Source organism: Paenibacillus pseudetheri (assembly GCF_924513355.1).
GTDB classification, from domain to species: Bacteria; Bacillota; Bacilli; order Paenibacillales; family Paenibacillaceae; genus Paenibacillus_AQ; species Paenibacillus_AQ pseudetheri.
On the sequence record NZ_CAKMAB010000007.1, the window covers coordinates 105,464 to 121,140 of the forward strand.

At 43.1% G+C, this 15,677-nt stretch carries 17 protein-coding genes; 4 read left to right on the plus strand and 13 right to left on the minus strand.

Features of this window, described 5'->3' with window-relative positions; genetic code table 11:
• Positions 1 to 5: 5 nt before the first annotated feature.
• Together L1028_RS08665 and L1028_RS08670 are read right to left on the minus strand one after the other, a co-directional pair.
• Positions 6 to 1,073, minus strand: a complete 1,068-nt coding sequence (locus tag L1028_RS08665; RefSeq protein ID WP_042187548.1) for an ABC transporter ATP-binding protein — start codon at positions 1,071 to 1,073, stop codon at positions 6 to 8.
• A 507-nt stretch (positions 1,074 to 1,580) separates the two neighbouring features.
• Positions 1,581 to 2,543 carry a phosphotransferase family protein gene (locus L1028_RS08670; protein ID WP_234533046.1) on the minus strand — a complete coding sequence of 321 codons (963 nt, stop codon included), beginning with the start codon at positions 2,541 to 2,543 and terminating at the stop codon, positions 1,581 to 1,583.
• Between the two features lie 129 nt (positions 2,544 to 2,672).
• On the opposite strand from L1028_RS08670, the gene fabV reads away from it, so the two are divergent.
• A complete protein-coding gene (gene fabV / locus L1028_RS08675) occupies positions 2,673 to 3,863 on the plus strand; it encodes an enoyl-ACP reductase FabV (protein WP_234533047.1) in 1,191 nt (396 codons plus the stop codon).
• A 20-nt stretch (positions 3,864 to 3,883) separates the two neighbouring features.
• On the opposite strand, the gene L1028_RS08680 is transcribed toward fabV, so the two are convergent.
• The 5 genes from L1028_RS08680 to L1028_RS08700 form a co-directional block, all read right to left on the minus strand.
• Positions 3,884 to 4,141, minus strand: a complete 258-nt coding sequence (locus tag L1028_RS08680) for a DUF2164 domain-containing protein (RefSeq protein ID WP_042187544.1) — start codon at positions 4,139 to 4,141, stop codon at positions 3,884 to 3,886.
• A gap of 100 nt (positions 4,142 to 4,241) precedes the next feature.
• Positions 4,242 to 5,210: a sugar phosphate isomerase/epimerase family protein gene (locus L1028_RS08685; protein ID WP_234533048.1), complete on the minus strand. Its 969-nt coding sequence runs from the start codon at positions 5,208 to 5,210 to the stop codon at positions 4,242 to 4,244.
• Positions 5,211 to 5,236: 26 nt separating this feature from the next.
• The gene (locus L1028_RS08690) at positions 5,237 to 6,313 is read right to left on the minus strand and encodes a Gfo/Idh/MocA family protein (protein ID WP_234533049.1); all 1,077 of its coding nucleotides are present in this window, start codon (positions 6,311 to 6,313) and stop codon (positions 5,237 to 5,239) included.
• A gap of 22 nt (positions 6,314 to 6,335) precedes the next feature.
• Positions 6,336 to 7,433: a Gfo/Idh/MocA family protein gene (locus L1028_RS08695; RefSeq protein ID WP_234533050.1), complete on the minus strand. Its 1,098-nt coding sequence runs from the start codon at positions 7,431 to 7,433 to the stop codon at positions 6,336 to 6,338.
• Positions 7,426 to 8,199, minus strand: a complete 774-nt coding sequence (locus L1028_RS08700; protein ID WP_234533052.1) for a sugar phosphate isomerase/epimerase family protein — start codon at positions 8,197 to 8,199, stop codon at positions 7,426 to 7,428. The genes L1028_RS08695 and L1028_RS08700 overlap by 8 nt, the downstream gene beginning before the upstream one ends.
• 320 nt (positions 8,200 to 8,519) lie before the next feature.
• Between L1028_RS08700 and L1028_RS08705 the strand changes: the two genes are divergently transcribed.
• Positions 8,520 to 9,338, plus strand: coding sequence for an AraC family transcriptional regulator (locus tag L1028_RS08705; protein ID WP_234533054.1), 819 nt, complete (start codon positions 8,520 to 8,522; stop codon positions 9,336 to 9,338).
• Between the two features lie 184 nt (positions 9,339 to 9,522).
• On the opposite strand, the gene L1028_RS08710 is transcribed toward L1028_RS08705, so the two are convergent.
• Positions 9,523 to 10,266 (minus strand): class I SAM-dependent methyltransferase, encoded by a 744-nt coding sequence (locus L1028_RS08710; protein WP_234533056.1) that lies wholly within the window; start codon positions 10,264 to 10,266, stop codon positions 9,523 to 9,525.
• Between the two features lie 61 nt (positions 10,267 to 10,327).
• Complete coding sequence (locus L1028_RS08715) at positions 10,328 to 10,534, minus strand: hypothetical protein (RefSeq protein WP_234533058.1); 207 nt, start codon at positions 10,532 to 10,534, stop codon at positions 10,328 to 10,330.
• Between the two features lie 145 nt (positions 10,535 to 10,679).
• On the opposite strand from L1028_RS08715, the gene L1028_RS08720 reads away from it, so the two are divergent.
• Positions 10,680 to 11,360 carry a TIGR00266 family protein gene (locus tag L1028_RS08720; RefSeq protein WP_042187527.1) on the plus strand — a complete coding sequence of 227 codons (681 nt, stop codon included), beginning with the start codon at positions 10,680 to 10,682 and terminating at the stop codon, positions 11,358 to 11,360.
• Between the two features lie 316 nt (positions 11,361 to 11,676).
• Here the strand turns inward: L1028_RS08720 and L1028_RS08725 are convergent, their stop codons facing one another.
• Positions 11,677 to 12,150 (minus strand): Fur family transcriptional regulator, encoded by a 474-nt coding sequence (locus tag L1028_RS08725; RefSeq protein WP_234533060.1) that lies wholly within the window; start codon positions 12,148 to 12,150, stop codon positions 11,677 to 11,679.
• 321 nt (positions 12,151 to 12,471) lie between these two features.
• Between L1028_RS08725 and L1028_RS08730 the strand changes: the two genes are divergently transcribed.
• Positions 12,472 to 13,134, plus strand: a complete 663-nt coding sequence (locus L1028_RS08730; protein ID WP_234533062.1) for an S-layer homology domain-containing protein — start codon at positions 12,472 to 12,474, stop codon at positions 13,132 to 13,134.
• Between the two features lie 94 nt (positions 13,135 to 13,228).
• Here L1028_RS08730 and L1028_RS08735 read toward each other — a convergent pair whose 3' ends face one another.
• Genes L1028_RS08735 through L1028_RS08745 form a run of 3 tightly spaced genes read right to left on the minus strand, consistent with a single transcriptional unit; the run spans position 13,229 to position 15,551 of the window.
• Complete coding sequence (locus L1028_RS08735; RefSeq protein WP_234533065.1) at positions 13,229 to 13,981, minus strand: amino acid ABC transporter ATP-binding protein; 753 nt, start codon at positions 13,979 to 13,981, stop codon at positions 13,229 to 13,231.
• A 14-nt stretch (positions 13,982 to 13,995) separates the two neighbouring features.
• The gene (locus L1028_RS08740) at positions 13,996 to 14,664 is read right to left on the minus strand and encodes an amino acid ABC transporter permease (RefSeq protein WP_076299420.1); all 669 of its coding nucleotides are present in this window, start codon (positions 14,662 to 14,664) and stop codon (positions 13,996 to 13,998) included.
• 50 nt (positions 14,665 to 14,714) lie between these two features.
• The gene (locus L1028_RS08745; RefSeq protein ID WP_234533067.1) at positions 14,715 to 15,551 is read right to left on the minus strand and encodes an amino acid ABC transporter substrate-binding protein; all 837 of its coding nucleotides are present in this window, start codon (positions 15,549 to 15,551) and stop codon (positions 14,715 to 14,717) included.
• Positions 15,552 to 15,677: the final 126 nt, after the last annotated feature.

The following is a 15,677-nucleotide window of genomic DNA, read 5'->3' on the forward strand; positions in this document are numbered from 1 at the left end:
TCTGTTTAATTAGCGCCTTCTTGTACCAGAACTGGCTCTGGATAAGCGTTCTTAAGCACACGCTGTCTATTCTTAACAACTGCCGGCGGTTCCACCTTAGGAGCCATCGGATGCATTAGCCAAGACTTCACCATATGGGTATCCGAAACCTTATACATTGGAGGCTCTTTCTCCATATCGATTTGCATAGCGTATGTGCTACGTAGTGCAAAAGCATCGCCCTTAGGCGGTTTGATCAAATCTGGAGGAGTACCAGGAATTGCTGTTAGCAAAGATCCTTTGCTCTCTAGACTTGGCATGGAAGCTAGCAAGCCCCAAGTGTATGGGTGTCTTGGATCGTAGAAGATCTCTTCCGCTGTTCCCATTTCCACAATTTGTCCGGCATACATTACAGCTACACGATCTGCCATTCTTGCTACAACCCCGAGATCATGGGTGATAAAAATAATAGCCGTATCAATCTTCTTCTGCAATTCCTTCATCAAATCAAGGATTTGTGCTTGGATGGTTACGTCGAGCGCAGTAGTCGGCTCATCCGCAATCAGAAGTTTAGGGTTCGCAGCAAGTGCCATTGCAATAACAACACGTTGACGCATACCACCACTGAATTCATGTGGATATTGATTAAAGCGACGTTCTGGAGAAGGAATACCTACAAGATTGAGGAGCTCAATCCCACGTTTATTCGCATCAGCCTTGGAGATGTTCTCATGTTTAAGCAGCACTTCAGTAATTTGTCTGCCGACCTTCATCATTGGGTTCAGAGAGGTCATCGGATCTTGGAAGATCATACCGATCTCTTTACCGCGGATTTTCTGCATCTGCTTCTCTGTCTTGCCAATCAAATCTTGTCCATCGAACAGAATCTGTCCGCGTTTATATTCTCCTGGTGGAGTAGGAACTAGCTTCATAACCGCTTGTGAGGTTACACTTTTACCGGAACCTGACTCCCCAACAATCGCTAGAGTTTCACCTTTATCTACATGGAAGCTAACACCACGGATCGCTTGTACCTCTCCGCCGTGTGTTTTGAATGATATCGCTAAGTCTTTTACCTCTAAAAGGCGCTCCATCTTGTCACCCTCTCATTTCCTCGTCAATTATGATAATGATTCTCAGCATGTTGTAAGCAATAAGTATTATTTTATCTAGTTTTAAGGGTTCTAGTCAAGATTTTTCTGAAAAAAATACGGCTAGCCTCACACTTTAGTACTAGATCTAATTATTGCGTGCTCAATAGGTACGATAGTTCCTCTTTAAAATACGCAAATAGAGAATAATGAAGAACTACTAGGTACTGCTAAAAACAATAAATGGTATGGAAGGAATACTGCCATGATTCTAAACCCCACTATCAAAATATACACGAATAATACAACCAAAGCAAAAGTTACGTGGTCATGTGCATCAGTAAACAACGCTTTTTGTGCATAAATGATCGTGAAAAAAACGTAATATCGACAGCGGCTACAGCAAACTTACGGTATAAATATGTACACTCAGCCGTTCAAATATAAGAATTCTCCCCTACTCTTGTTCAGTCTCCCTATCTTTCATGTTGTAGTTGTGTCAAATATGTGTTAATTCATGAACCGCTTCCAGCCCTCAAGCAGATTATCATGCGCCCACTCAAGGTGGCCTTGGCTATCGTACTTACGCGAATAACACTCGATGAAGTAAATTAAGTCGATATATAAGTCGTAGAGTTTTTTACGGGCATGTTCATTTGGGCTGTCGAAGCTATTCCCGTAACCTCTGCAGAAATGCTCTGAATTCTCAATATAGCGAAAATAATATTCCATAAGTGGATCGCCCCAAAGTGCCCGTTCCCAATCAATCAATGCAACAATGCGGCCCTCTCGCACAAACACATTGCCATCCCATAAATCCCAATGTATTAGACGAGGCTCAACGACTGCGTCCATAACATGTAAGCGACTTTTGATCTCTGCCTCAACAGTTTCTAACGGAATGGGCATTTCTACCTTTAAACGACGTGCATCTTCAAGCAGGTTCATTATCAAATGCTTAAAAGTTTCCCGCCATGAAGTTCCTTTTACGGGTGTGGACGCACTAAATAATCCGAAACGCTCACCAGGAATTTCATTAATTAAACGGGAATAACGACCTAACTCTTCCTCAATACTAATTCTCTGCTGCGAGCTTAGCTCTTCCTTAATTTCATTATAGGGCTGGCCAACTATTTTCTCCATGAAAAAAAACTCACTTGAAATCATTTCTTTACTGTTATCATAAGCGTATACCTCAGGCACAGGTACTGTCCCTTTTGACTTCATCAGTCGCATCGCCGCAACCTCTACAGACATAATATCATGCTCGTAACTAAGGGTGTCTGTTTCAGCTGACGGTGCTATCTTTAGAATCATGTCTCTTCCATCTGATAATAAAAGGTCATATGCTGCGTTAAAATAGCCACCTGTCAGTTCAGTACTTCGATGAATGCTCACATGACTTCCAAAAGTAGCACCTACCAAATCATTCTGTTGCTCTGTCGTTAATTTTGTTTTAGTAAAGCTCTCCAAAATCTCACCACCATAATGAAATAAGTATCAAACGATAAACAATCCTTCTCCATTTGATTGAAAATTGTTAAAATTAGAACAAACGAGTCTCATTAGCCCGCTTTTCATGAAAGAGAGGAAACGATTAACATGATTATTAAACCTAGAACACGCGGCTTTATCTGTACTACCGCACATCCGCATGGTTGCGCTCGTCAAGTAGAGCGGCAAATCGAATATATCCAGACACAACCCGAGATCAAAGGACCACGCAAGGTGCTTGTCATTGGCGCCTCTACAGGATATGGCCTCGCCTCACGGATTACAGCCGCCTTTGGGGCTCGAGCCAGCACAGTAGGCGTCTACCGCCAGAGCGGCAGCAACGGAGCCCGTACAGCCTCTGCTGGATGGTACAATTCAGCAGCCTTTGAGGAACTTGCAGAGAAAGCTGGTCTTCAATCCTACAGCGTAACCGGTGATGCCTTCTCCAAGGAAACTAAGGATAGAACCATACAGCTGATTCGCAGTGAATTGGGACAAGTTGATCTTGTCATCTACAGCGTTGCTTCTGCCCGTCGAACAGATCCTGTGACGGGTGAAGTTTATAACTCCGTTATTAAACCTATAGGAGATACCTACACGAATAAAACCGTAAACTTTCATACGGGTGAAGTCAGTCAAATTTCTATTGAGCCCGCTACAGACAAGGAAATCGATGATACCATTCGAGTGATGGGTGGTGACGATTGGCAGCTTTGGATTGAAGCTCTTCATCAAGCCGGAGCTTTGGCGGATCATGCTACCACCATTGCATTCTCATATATCGGGCCGGAAATCACCCAGTCTGTATATCGGAAGGGAACGATTGGACTTGCAAAAGATCATCTAGAATTAACAGCACACACTCTTAATGATGAACTATCTAGTATAGACGGTCGAGCCTATGTAGCAGTTACGAAAGGACTGGTCACACAGTCTAGCTCAGCAATTCCTGTCGTCCCCCTGTACACTTCTGCACTATACAAAGTCATGAAAGAGAAAGGACTTCATGAAGGTTGTATTGAGCAAACCTATCGGTTATTTGCAAAACGTCTTTATGCGATCGAAGGGACCCCTGTGGATGAAGAAGGGCGTATCCGAATCGATGACTGGGAGATGTCCCCAGATGTACAGAATCAAGTGACTCAAATCTGGGATGAACTCACTACAGACAACATCTATGAATTGACAGATCTAGAAAGCTACAAACAGGAGTTCTTCCAGTTATTTGGATTTGAGACTGAGGGTGTAGATTATGAAGCTGAGACTGATCCAGACGTAACAATTACCAATCAGCGGTAAACAATACATTATGTTGCGGACTATCTTCTAGCAGATGTTAGTGGTTGCTCAAGTGCATACAATTCTTCTTCAATGGAAATCATCTTTTGCTCTATCACTTTACGGGCATCTGCCAGTGCCTGATTATAAATATAAGGTGAGAGTTCTTTGAGCATAAAATCAAGAAGATTCTCACTTGCTAATTGGCCAATTTCGCTAGACAGCTCCGTTTCAAAATAATCCTGAATGCTGGATGTAATTTGTAGTTTATGTTCTCTCTGTATTTTTATCGGCTGCATGATCGTCCTCCAATTTGTATGGTTTAATATTCAGATTATTAATACAGGAAAAATGACGTGCTTGCGCACGTCATTTCTTATATCTATACCCTTAATTAATCTAAACCCACCACATTTCTGCTAGTGGCTCCTCAATCAATACTTGTTGAAGATTACTTACAGCTTTGGAGAAACCTTCTTCCACAGACATCAATCCATCTTCATGTTCAATACTGACCACATAATCATATCCTACCAAACGAAGAGCGCTCATAATGTCAGCCCAAGTCTTAAGATCATGTCCAAAACCAACCGAACGGAACTGCCATGCACGGTCAAGCATTTTGGTATAGGATTGCATATCTGTTAAGCCATGCATATTGACATTGACTGGATCAATAACTGTATCTTTAGCGTGGAAATGATGGATTGCGCCTTGGCGTCCCAAAATATGAATTGCCTGCACCGGATCAATTCCTTGCCACCACATATGGCTCGGGTCAAGGTTAGCTCCGATTACCTCACCCGCAGCTTCTCTCAAACGCAGTAGAGTACCCGGTGTGTGAACGGAGAATCCGCCGTGTAGCTCAAGACCAACCTTCACATCATGCTCTGCGGCAAAGGCTCCCCATTCAGTCCAGTAAGGAATCACTTTATTCTCCCATTGCCAATCCAGAATTTCTTGATAATCATTTGGCCATGGCGCTACCGGCCAGTTCGGATACTTAGCACCCTCATGATCACCTGGACATCCAGAGAATGTATTTACAACAGGAACCCCAAGCTTCTGCGCCAATTTGACCGAATTTACAAAATCCTCATGATCCTTCTGGGCAAGCTCTTTTTGCGGGTGTAGCGGATTTCCATGACAGCTCAGTGCACTGATCGTCAATCCACGGGATTCCACAGCATGTTTGAATTCTTTCAATGCCGTCTCATTCTCGAGCAGCATCTTAGGATCACAGTGACTGTTACCAGGATTACCTCCTGTACCAATCTCTACCGCCTTTAATCCTTTGGACACTACATAATCAAGAGCATCCTCCAGCTTGCGACCGCCAAACAAGACCATAAATACTCCAAGTTTCATTGTAAGTCACCTCTTTTGCAAATAGTTTACTTACCTTCACCATACATATCGAAGTCTTTCAGCACTTGATTCTTCTCAGCAGATTCAAAAATAGCCTCAATCAAATTCTGAACACGCAATACTTCGGAATTCTTAACGATTGGCTCTGCAGTTCCCTCAATAACGGCTGCGAAATTGTCATAGAAGCTAGAGCTTAGAGCCGCAGGTTGAGGTAAAGCTTCTGTAATGGTAGCTCCTTCCGAAGGAGGCGCCATCGTTTTAGTTAATCCTACACCTGCGCGAATAGGTTTAGGCTCAATCTTTTGGCCTTCATTGTTTCTAGTGACTAAACGTCCAGTCAAAGACCAATCCTCGATAATTCCCGTTCCTTCAATACCCTTCACATACCATCTAGGCAGCGTAATAAAGTTGGTTGTACCCACCTCAACGATAGCTTTAATTCCATTCTCAAACTGCAGAATAGCTTCAAAACCATCATCCACATCATTGCCAAGAATAAAGCTCAGACTGCTGCTCACACTAGTGACTTTGCTATCGATCATAAATAAGAGCTGGTCCAATAAATGAACGCCCCAATCCAGCAGCATACCTCCACCCTGTGCCTTCACATGACGCCAGTCGCCAGGAATACCATTTGCTCCGTGTACACGGGATTCGATCTGGAACAAAGAACCGATGATTTCTTGATCGTACATTTTTTTGATCGTTAAGAAGTCCTCATCCCAACGTCTATTCTGGTGAACCATGAATACACGTCCTGCTGCATCTGCAGCGGCCAGCATTTCTTGAAGCTCTTCCTTCGACATAGCGACCGGCTTCTCACAAATAACATGTTTGCCAGCTTGCAGAGCTCGTACAGCAATTTCTTTGTGCACATCATTTGGTGTGGCAATAAGAACAATCTCAACTGCAGGATCTGCTAATACTTCTTCATAACTCTCATATACCTTGTAGCCAGCTTTGGCGGAGTCCGTACGACGTGCTTCAAGCACGTCGTATGTTCCTACCACTTCAAGGGAATTATTCTCCTTAATCAATTCTGCGTGATACTTCCCCATTCCTCCAAAGCCAACAATGACTACGGAATGTATGTTTGAGCTCATGACTTCCACTCCTATTTCCTAATTAATTATCTGATGTGCCGTCAAAATAGACAGCGCGACCTGTACGGGAAGATTCATAAATAGCTTCCAAGATTTGAGTTACGACGAGGGCCTGTTCAGGTTTAACTACTGGGTCCTTATCATCTCTAACCGCTTCAAGCCATAGGCGAGCTTCTCGATCGGATTCACTCTCTTGACCTCCGTCATAGAAAGCTACACCGCCAGCAGACAAATCTACTTTGGTCTCATACAGACGTCCACCACGGTCACCGTTTAGGCGCAGTCCGTCCTTCATATCCGCACCACCCTCTGTACCTGCCAGAAGCGTTTGAGCTTCTCGATACTCAGATACATTAAGCGCCCAGCTGGATTCCAATACAATTATAGCACCGTTTTCCATGGTAATAAATCCAAAAGCAGAATCTTCTACTTTAAATTGTTCTGGATCCCAAGGACCAAATGCGTTACCACCGTTTTGGCGGTTACCCAACTTATGGAAAGCCGATCCCATAACACTGCGTGGTTTATAATTGTCCATCATCCATAAAGTAAGATCAAGTGCATGAGTTCCGATATCGATCAGTGGACCGCCACCTTGTTTCTCTTCATCTAGGAATACGCCCCAAGTAGGAACTGCACGACGACGCAGCGCGATTGCTTTTGCATAATAAATTTCACCCAGCTCGCCGTTTTCGCAAACCGCTTTGAGGTACTCACTATCCGAACGATAACGATTCTGGTAAGCGACAGACAGTTTCTTGCCCGTACGTTTGGCAGCATCTAGCATTTCTTGTGCTTGAGCTGTGGTCTTAGCCATAGGCTTTTCACACATTACATGATTGCCAGCTTCCAAAGCAGCTACAGTAATCACGGAGTGACTGTCATTCGGTGTGCAGACATGAACAATATCAAATCCGCCAGCTTTCAAAAGCTCGGTGTAATCCGTATAAACTGCAGCACCTTCAACTCCATAAGTCTTGGCTGCTTTTTGTGCACGTTCTTCAACGATATCACAGAAAGCTACCATTTCAGCATCCTTCTGACGTGATAAACTTGGCATATGTTTTCCATTTGCGATTCCACCGCAACCTACAATAGCAATTTTCAACTTATTAGACATTAACTTTTCCTCCTTGATTTGCGTATGCTTTTACCCATTTCAAACTATCTTCTACACTTTCTAATGGTGAACGACTGCAGAAATCCTGCTCTACTACCGCCCACTCCACATTTGCCTGTACAGCTGCATTTAAAATTGCAGTAAGATTCACTTCACCTTCACCTAGTACAACAGTTTCCGGAGAGCCGTCTTCATTTTTCTTCAAATCCTTCAGATGGATGATCGGCAGTCGACCTGCGTATTTATTAATATATTCAACTGGATCATAGCCTGCATGATGTACCCAGCAAGTATCCATTTCCACTTGCAACAGGTCAGCCGGCACCTCTTCAAACAATCCATCAAAAGCAGTGCGGTCACTATCAACAAACTTATCTGTTAACTCGAAATCATGATTGTGATACAGAAGAACTGCTCCGCCCGCTTTGCACTTTTCTCCAATAACCTTCAGATTCGCGGCAACCTCTTCATAGTTACGTTGTTCTTCTGACAAATAAGGAACAATCAAATTGGGATTTCCAATCTCAAGATTGTAAGAGATCTCTGCTTCTGTATCATTCAACAATGCGTCATATGGACGATGTGCGCCGAGTGCGACCAGTCCAAGCTCATTTAGCAGTTGTTTAACTTCTGCTGCGGTACGACCGAAATAGTGGAAAAACTCTACGCCTTTATATCCAAGGGCTGCTACCTTACGCAGTGTTCCTTCAAAATCCTGTTCCAGTTCTTCTCTAAGCGTGTACAATTGCAGACCTATCTTCAGCATTTTCTAATCACTCCAATGGGTTTAGGGTTGGCTTACTAATTCATTTAAACTTCTTTCTGCTGCTCGTCCCCAAAGAGATCAACAGCAGCTTTCACTTGAACAATAATGCTGTTGCAGAATTGACTAATCTGATTCCCGTTAGTTTCCTTCAACTGCCATTCTTGTTTGCATAGCTAATATCGTCTCCGTATAGCGTGGATGGTCGATTTCTTTCTTTATTGCTTAGGTACATAGTAATATGAAAGCGTATATAATAAAATGAATAATATGATTAAAACATGAACAATCTGATTATCATTTCTAAACGTCAAGGAGGACACATGACCCAATCAACTACCTGTCACGTTTTATCCGCTGGATTTTCCTTTCACCGCAAACCTTTTCATATGTCACATAGCCATGGAAATCAGAACTATTTAATTCGTCTGCAAACAGAGGGCCGAAGCCGAGCAATGATCGACGGTGTGATGACTCCAGTGGAGAGCGGCGATATCATGCTGTTTGCTCCTAATGATCCTTACTATTTAATCATTGATAAGGAAGAGTATCCTGTAGGTAAACCGCGGATCGAAAGCGGAGATTATCATATTTTTTGTGAAGGAACTTGGATTGTTGAATGGTGGGAACGTGCTCAGAGACCCTCACTCTTAAGTGTGCCACTTAGTGAGAATTTCCTCGGCTTATTTCGTCAGCTGATTCTTGAGCACAGACGTCTTTCCGATTTCTCACCAGCGATATCTGCCTGTTATCTGCAAATCCTATGTATGGAAATCGACAGACTCATTACAGATCAGCCAGCGATTACGCCTAAAGGCTATCTAGCTTACCGAATGAAGCAATATGTTGAGGAGCATGCAACCTTACCTTTTCTGTTGGAGGATGTTGCCGCACATGTAGATATTTCCGTCTCCCGTGCCGTTCATTTATTTAAGGAGGCCTTCGGGACCAGTATTATCAAATATGTAAATGATGTCCGGCTAGAGATGGCAAGAGAACGAATCACCTTCAGTCCGATGCCGCTGGAGCAAGTAGCGGAAACTTGCGGTTTCGCGAATTATACTTATTTTCACCGTGTATTCCGAAGTCGTTTTGGCATGTCCCCTAGACAGTACCGTGTACACAGCAGAACTCAAGTATGATATAGAGGTAAGTTGCATCAACAAGCAAAAACGCCTACAGCGTCCCTAAAGGACGGTAAGCGTTTTTGCGAGAATGTATTGCGTGAAACGAGTACTTTCTTATATTTTGAAAATAGGGCTATCCCTGTAGTAAATAAACTACTACGAGGATAGCCCTTATTTCTATATTCAAACAATACTCATGTTAATGAGATGATTTTTCTTTTTCAGCTATAATAATCAGGAACATTGGTCTGCGATCCTCGTCCTTCATCCACGGATCATTGCTCATTTCATCAGAAGGTTTAGGTTCTTTGACTGCTTTGATAGCAAATCCGGCTCCAATCAAGTCATTGAAGTAGGTTGAGATTGTACGATGATATTTAATCACATTTTCTGTTAAGAAGGTCGTTTCACGCAATCCCTCAGACTGATAATGATCTACAGGCCAATGGAGACGATTACCTTGGTCATCCACGTACCAGTCCTGTTCATTTCGAGAAGTAAAAATGGGATGCTCCACTGAAAAAATAAAGCTGCCGCCTGGCTTAAGGTACGTATGAACCTTGCAACAGATGGCTTCAAAGGACTCTACATAATGCAGGGCCAATGAACTGATGACCACATCAAATTGTTCGCTCGCAAATTCAATGTCCTCAATCGGCATCTGCATATAAGAAATAGCTGGATCGTCTGTTTTTTCACGCGCTTCATGTAGCATTTTTTCAGAGATATCTACGCCAACGACTGAGCTTGCCTGCTGCTCGCGTGCATATAGACAATGCCAGCCAAATCCGCAGCCTAAATCAAGAACACTTTTATTATGTAAGTCTGGGATCAGAGGTTGTAATACATGCCATTCTCCAGCTGCTTCAAGCCCGCCAATGGAACGAGGCATTTGTTTATAGGCGGAGAAGAAATTTGTATCGTCATATTTATTTTGTTTCATCAGTTATATATCTCCTATCCATAATGTCTTCCATCAGTATATTCTTAGTGGCACATTATTTTCAAATGGCCAAATGAAAAGGAGCATCATCTTGGAAGATCCGCTCCTTGTGTTTATTCTTATTCAATTGCTGTTGTTTGCTCGGCGTTAACCGTACATGCTGTGAAATGGCGCTATAATCCCCATTGGATCTTCGACTTTGAGCTGCGCACCAGATACCTGAGCGCTCTGCCTTTAACAAGGCTTTTTGAGTCTTGGTTCGTGCCATGTGGCACCACTCTCCTATTCATTGATGAACTATCAGACAACTATAGTTTAACATAATACAGACTATGAGCGCAGCCAGAATTCCGTTACAATGAGATCACTGCTAGTTTTCTAACTTATCTAAATAGATTCGGAGGTTTTTAGTGATGAAATACGATGTTTTGTACGAGGGTGCTTTTGCAATGTTGAAGGTATATCTGGATCCCGGCGAAAGCGTTAAAGCTGAGATGGGCGCAATGGTTGCCATGTCGCCTAACGTAGAGTTAAAAGGAACGGCTGATGGAGGCGTAATGCGGGGTCTGGGAAGAATGCTGAGCGGTGAAAAGTTCTTCTTCCAGGAACTCAGAGCTATCCGTGGTCAAAGTGAGGTCCTACTGTCTCCTGGATCATTAGGTGATATCCAAGCTATCGAATTAGATGGATCCTATAAGCTGTTAGTTCAAAAGGACGGATTCTTAGCCGGAACGGAAGGCATTCAAGTAAATACCAAAATGCAAAATTTAACACGCGGACTTTTCTCTGGTGAAGGCTTCTTCATTGTAGAAATCAGCGGCAGAGGAACAGTATTCCTGTCCTCCTTCGGAGCGATCCACGCCATTAATTTAGCACCTGGTGAAGAGATGATTATCGACAATGGACATCTCGTCGCCTGGCCAGATTATATGGACTATAAGGTAGAAAAAGCAGCCTCGGGTTGGTTGAACAGTTTAACCAGTGGTGAAGCGCTTGTCTGCCGTTTCCGCGGAGAAGGTGTAATCCTCGTTCAGAGCCGTAACCCAGGGAGCTTCGGAACGTGGATTAAATCCTTCGTGCCCACTCGAAGCTAAGAAAAAAGACGCAGGATTTCCCATAAGTAGGATTTCCTTTAACAGTTTAAAACGCAACGTAGCGCTTCTCCGGTTTTTAAGAAGCGCTGCTTAGCGTGCAAATTAAGGAATATCTCCCTATAATTCAACTGATTTGTTGTGAAATATAGATATTTCGCCGATTTATAGAGAGGATTTCCCCATTTCCATTCATATCGGCCAATTATGAGTTCTTTAGAGGGATTTTTCACCTAATTACTTTCCAAAAAAGAAGCTGCCCCCTAAGCAGCAATTACTACTTCTGGGACAGCTTCTTCTTTCAATTAGAAAGCGGGTCTTAAGAGACCGCTTTGTTTGCTTTTTCTTTTTTGCAGCCCGTTCGTTTACATGTGCCATAAGTGCCCTTGAAATCAAGGCGGTGATCCGTGACGTTAAAGCCATATTCACGTTCCACTCTTTTCTCCAGCTCCACCAGCCAGTCATCCTTAATTTCCTCCAACCTGCCGCACACACTGCATATCAAATGATGATGCATGTGAGAATGATCATTCCCGCGCAGATCGTAACGAGCGACTCCATCTCCGAAGTTCATTTTTTCTACAATGTGAAGCTCGCATAAGAGCTCAAGTGTACGGTAAACCGTTGCCAGCCCTAAATGCGGATAGCTGAGCTTAACAAGCATATATACTTCTTCTACGCTGAGATGATCTTTCTCATTGTCGAGCAATATGTTCACTATGGCCTCACGCTGGGGCGTTAATTTATATTTTTGCGCCGCAAAAAGCTGACTGATATTTGAAATTTGATCCATTTGATCTCCTACCTTCCCGGAATGATTTAACATCCGTATCCACTGAGACGCACCCATTTATGCATCAAAATATTAAACGTAAATAGTAATCGTTACGATATAATCATATCAAAAATAATCACGAATGAATAGAGCCTGACATCATTATAACATTTTAGCTCTCTTATCCAAAGTTCTTTCATCTATTCCTGCCTATTTTTCTGCCAAAATCTACTTTTTCGTGAAATAATGCAGGTTTGACCGCAACCTTTCCATATTTTTCTGCGTTTAAGAAGTTGATAGCGGCCACGAGGCCTATCCATACAACGAGGTGAAATAACCATGAATATGAAAAAAAGAACGTTAGCCGCGATTACAACCGTTGCGATTCTCTCCTTCTCTCTGGGTGGCCAAATATTTGCAGCCGGAAACACCTTTAAGGATATTGACAATATAAACGGCAAAGAAAAAATTATTTCTTTAAAAAATCAAGGCTTGATCAAAGGGGTTAGTGAATCCCAATTCCTGCCCAGCTCCAAAGTAACAACAGCACAAGGGATCCAGTTCATTTCGGGTGGTCTCCAGCTTAGTCTCGCGGCTATTGATTTCAACAAAGCTCCCGTTGCTAGTGGCTTGTTCACGAAAGTCAAGGATAAAGCTTGGTACGCTGAAGCCTTTATCAATGCGTATTACAATCGTGTCGAGCTTCCTAAGGATATTGATCCAACCAAAACAATGACCAAAGAAGAGTTCACCAATTATCTAGTGCAAGGGGTCGAAGGCATTGGGAATCTGCCAATGATCAATATAGTGCCCGTAGATATCGCTGACGATGCTGCGTTGAACCCTTCTTACCAAGGCAGTATTCAACGTTCGCTTAAATACAAGATCAATAGTTTAGACGCCAACGGGAAGTTTAATCCGAAAAGTGAAATCACTCGCGCCGAAGCTGCGATTATGCTCTATAATGCTTTGGAATTCATGAAGACCGGTATTAAATCCTAACCTAGAAGCGACGCACCACTAACATTGAATGTTAAACAAGAAAAAGCAGCCCAGGTATAGTCCTGAACTGCTTTTTTTGCGTGTTGTTCTTCTTCTATACTTCTTCGCCACTAATTCTGTTCAGAAATTGCAGAGCACGAGGATGTTGCGGATGCTCAAGAACTTCTTGCGGAGTCCCTTGCTCTAGAATATGGCCTCCATCCATCAGAATGATCCGGTCAGCCACATCAGCAGCAAATTTCATCTCATGGGTCACTATCACCATAGTCATTCCCTCTGCCGCTAACTGTTTAATAACCTTAAGCACTTCCCCCACCAACTCAGGATCAAGCGCAGAGGTAGGCTCATCGAACAACAGCACCTCTGGATCTACTGCCATGGCACGAGCGATAGCTACCCGTTGCTGCTGACCACCAGACAGTTGGTGCGGATAAGCATCCGCTTTGTCCTCCAAGCCAACTTTGGTTAACAACTGAAGGGCATGTTCGCGTGCTTCGTCCTTGGATCGTTTCTGGACCGTAACCTGCCCCTCCATTACATTGCCTAGTGCAGTCATATGCGGAAAAAGATTATAGGACTGAAAGACCATCCCTGTTTTTTGGCGTAATGCCAAAATGGACTTCTGGGGAATTTTCTTGTTATCCGTGAAATTAATTTTAATATCACTGAGCGATAAGCTTCCTTGATCAGGGACTTCAAGCAGATTAAAGCAGCGTAAAAGCGTTGTTTTGCCTGAACCCGATGGGCCAATAATGACCAGCACCTTGCCATGCTCCATTTCGAGATCAATGCCCTTTAATACCTGCAGCTCACCGAAGGATTTATGCAAATTAAGTATTTCAATCATAATTGTCTCCCCCTTTAGCTCGCAGAGTAACGACTCAGTCGTTTCTCCAAGTAATTTTGCAGTGCTGATAACACTGAGCAGAATAGTAAATAGAACAATCCTGCTTCGCAATAGATCAGCAGTGGCTCATAGGAGGTGGAAGCAACCTGTTGTGCTGTTCTGAACATCTCCGTATAGGTAATGGTCGCTGCCAGTGAAGTGTCTTTGACCAAGCTAATAAAGGAATTCGATAACGGCGGTACAGAAACACGGGCAGCTTGTGGTAGTATAACGCGGCGCAGTGCCTGGGCACGAGTCATCCCAACGGAGAAGGCCGCCTCCCACTGACCTTTATGTATAGACAGGATAGCAGCACGTATGATTTCTGATGAATAAGCCCCTACACTAAGCGTAAATCCAATGGTCGCGGCTATGAAAGGGTCGAGCACAATTCCAACTGCCGGCAAACCATAGAAAATAATAAACAGTTGTACCAACAAAGGCGTTCCACGAATGACCCATACATAAAAGCGAGCGATTAGCTTCGGAAGTACCCACGGGGAGAGACGAGCTAGTGCAGTCAATATCGCTAAGATCAATCCCAGTGCAAATGATATCAATGCCAAAGGAATGGTAAAAGCCACCCCAGCTTTTAGCAGGGGTAGCAGTGAATCTAAGAAAATTTGTATTTTGCGGTCATCCATTTTTAGACATCCTTTTTGGCTCCAAGCTGGTCAGCTTCTGAAACCTTGTATTATTTTGAAACGTCAGCACCAAAGTATTTCTCAGAAATCTTTAAGTATGTGCCATCGCTCTTCATTTCAACAATTGCATCACTAACTGCTTTTATCAGCTCATCGTTGCCTTTTAAAAAAACAGCTGCGCTTTGCGAACCGTCAGGAATCTCATCTACCACTTTAATTTTCACATCAGGCTTTTGCTTCTTCAAGTCTAGATAAGACAAACCATCATTTACAGTCGCATCAATACGACCTGAGGTCAATAGGTCCATCGCTTGATTGAACCCGTCTGTAGCAACGATTTCAGCACCGTTCTCACGGGCGATATCGGAAAGGTTACTGGTTAGCGATTGTCCGGCTTTTTTACCCTTAAGATCTGCAAATGTTTTGATATCCTCATTGTTTTCGCTCACTATCAATACCGCTTTAGATACGATATACGGTTCAGAGAAATCATATTTCACTTTACGATCTTCATTAATGGATACTTCGTTAAAAATAACATCAAACCGCTTGGCATCCATCCCAGCAAAAATACCGTCCCACTGTGTCTCAAAAAATTCTGGTTCAACACCGAGACGCTTCGCTACTTCCTCAGCAATTTCTACGTCAAAGCCGGTCAGTTTCCCCGAAGCGTCATGATAAGTAAAGGGTGCATACGTCCCTTCTGTTCCAATACGCAATTTACCGCTAGCTTTAACAGCTTCCAGACTGTTTTGCGCAGTGGCTGTATTTCCACCATTCGTTCCAGCTGAAGAATTCTTAGAAGTATCGGTATTCGAATTATTGCCGCAGGCCGCTACAAACACCACGGTTAACGCCAATAGAATAGTTAAACTTAGTTTTTTCATTATTAATTCCCCTCTCTTTACCCGGAATTCATCCGGTAAATTGTATACTACACTGGCTGCTGTTTACCGTCAATGGTTTTTTCCGATTATATACATCGGAATTGTAATATTAGGTAAATCTCTACC

Excerpts from the sequence above, each read along its gene's own strand:
- L1028_RS08665 (WP_042187548.1), bottom strand. The coding sequence starts at position 1,073 with ATGGAGCGCCTTTTAGAGGTAAAAGACTTAGCGATATCATTCAAAACA.
- fabV (WP_234533047.1), top strand. The coding sequence starts at position 2,673 with ATGATTATTAAACCTAGAACACGCGGCTTTATCTGTACTACCGCACAT.
- L1028_RS08680 (WP_042187544.1), bottom strand. The coding sequence starts at position 4,141 with ATGCAGCCGATAAAAATACAGAGAGAACATAAACTACAAATTACATCC.
- L1028_RS08685 (WP_234533048.1), bottom strand. The coding sequence starts at position 5,210 with ATGAAACTTGGAGTATTTATGGTCTTGTTTGGCGGTCGCAAGCTGGAG.
- L1028_RS08690 (WP_234533049.1), bottom strand. The coding sequence starts at position 6,313 with ATGAGCTCAAACATACATTCCGTAGTCATTGTTGGCTTTGGAGGAATG.
- L1028_RS08695 (WP_234533050.1), bottom strand. The coding sequence starts at position 7,433 with ATGTCTAATAAGTTGAAAATTGCTATTGTAGGTTGCGGTGGAATCGCA.
- L1028_RS08700 (WP_234533052.1), bottom strand. The coding sequence starts at position 8,199 with ATGCTGAAGATAGGTCTGCAATTGTACACGCTTAGAGAAGAACTGGAA.
- L1028_RS08705 (WP_234533054.1), top strand. The coding sequence starts at position 8,520 with ATGACCCAATCAACTACCTGTCACGTTTTATCCGCTGGATTTTCCTTT.
- L1028_RS08710 (WP_234533056.1), bottom strand. The coding sequence starts at position 10,266 with ATGAAACAAAATAAATATGACGATACAAATTTCTTCTCCGCCTATAAA.
- L1028_RS08715 (WP_234533058.1), bottom strand. The coding sequence starts at position 10,534 with ATGGCACGAACCAAGACTCAAAAAGCCTTGTTAAAGGCAGAGCGCTCA.
- L1028_RS08720 (WP_042187527.1), top strand. The coding sequence starts at position 10,680 with ATGAAATACGATGTTTTGTACGAGGGTGCTTTTGCAATGTTGAAGGTA.
- L1028_RS08725 (WP_234533060.1), bottom strand. The coding sequence starts at position 12,150 with ATGGATCAAATTTCAAATATCAGTCAGCTTTTTGCGGCGCAAAAATAT.
- L1028_RS08730 (WP_234533062.1), top strand. The coding sequence starts at position 12,472 with ATGAATATGAAAAAAAGAACGTTAGCCGCGATTACAACCGTTGCGATT.
- L1028_RS08735 (WP_234533065.1), bottom strand. The coding sequence starts at position 13,981 with ATGATTGAAATACTTAATTTGCATAAATCCTTCGGTGAGCTGCAGGTA.
- L1028_RS08740 (WP_076299420.1), bottom strand. The coding sequence starts at position 14,664 with ATGGATGACCGCAAAATACAAATTTTCTTAGATTCACTGCTACCCCTG.
- L1028_RS08745 (WP_234533067.1), bottom strand. The coding sequence starts at position 15,551 with ATGAAAAAACTAAGTTTAACTATTCTATTGGCGTTAACCGTGGTGTTT.